We start from the raw sequence: 1,294 nt of genomic DNA, 5'->3' as shown, positions 1-1,294 counted from the left end.
TCAGCACCCAATAAATTATGCGGTGAATATTGACCACTCAAAAGATTGCTCAGTATAAAGTCCAAGCCCCCTACCTTAAAAGGCGTCATGACACTAAGCGTACCGGTAAATTTGGCAAATTGTGGCTCCGCATCCCCTACTCCTGGATCGTGCTTCTTGACAGAATGAAACAAAGGGAGCCCTTGCAAATAACTCACATCAAAGGTCCATGTCCCCCCCAACATCTGGCGCGAATGCGAAATCCCAAAATTGGCTACGCTATATTGACGGCTACCCACTTCAATCTTATTGCCAAGAAGGTAATTGTTGGTTCTTTTATAAGAAAGACCTAAATTCAAAGTTGTAAGGGAAACACCATCACGGTAAAGAACCCTGCTTGTACTGGCGTGCAACTCACTGGAATCCCCCGTCGTCTCAATATCGGTAAAATTGCCAGGGATTATGCTTTGGTAATTATAAACAGTGCCATTCAATCCAAAGGTCCAATAACCGTACGGAATACTCACACTCGCTGAAATGTTATTGCTATGTCCTTCTTGCTTGCTCCCACCCCAATAATCTGTCTGACTGCGCTGATAGTTAAAATCCCACGCATCATTCATCCCTAAAATATTTTCTACCCTCAAGCCCGCACTATAACGCGCATAACCCGTGGAAGATTGTCCCATATTGTCATGAGAAACAGTAACCTTGAAAGTTTTATCGGGATGATTGTTAATATTGACAATGGTGCTCCCTTCTTCACGCCCTGGAAGAAGTTCGCTTTGAGCGTGCGCTGAACTCAAACGGTTGATCTGATCAAGCCCCTGTTCAATATCGCGCATGTTCAGAACATGACCTTGAAGCCCAGGAAAAGCACTCCATACAACATTATTATAACGAGACGTCGGTGAACCATTATAGTAAATATCTGAAAGCTTGCCCTCAACGACAACAAATTTGAGCGTCTTGCTGTTTTTGATATCTTGATCGGGAATATAAAAACGCGCCGTTACATAGCCTTGATCCAAATAAACTTTGGTTAACTTCTTGATTAAGAGCTGAATATCAAAAAGACCGATACATCTTCCAACATAAGGCTCTGTTACGGCTGATATAGAGCGCTTTTTGACATGATGCACTCCCTCAACAATAATAGCATGAATGGGAAAACATTGTTTCCCACCCAAAAGCGTTTCTGGATTTTGCTCTGAAGGCGTCTTGATCCTTTTAGGCGTTAAAGACCGTAATTTCTCAATTCTTTCTAATTGCTGCTTCTCAGATTGTTGGCGAGAAAAATTATCGGTTGGGGAAT

Annotated in this window: 1 protein-coding gene; it reads right to left on the bottom strand. The window is 42.5% G+C overall.

The window, feature by feature from the left end; genetic code table 11:
* A partial coding sequence (locus PVV63_RS10200; RefSeq protein WP_273791755.1) for a ShlB/FhaC/HecB family hemolysin secretion/activation protein occupies positions 1 to 1,294 on the bottom strand: 1,294 nt, incomplete at both ends.

Source organism: Bartonella sp. CM31XJBT, assembly GCF_028618555.1.
Classification (GTDB): Bacteria; Pseudomonadota; Alphaproteobacteria; order Rhizobiales; family Rhizobiaceae; genus Bartonella.
Note: the sequence above shows the minus strand (reverse complement) of the source record. Positions and strands in the feature narration are given on the sequence as shown.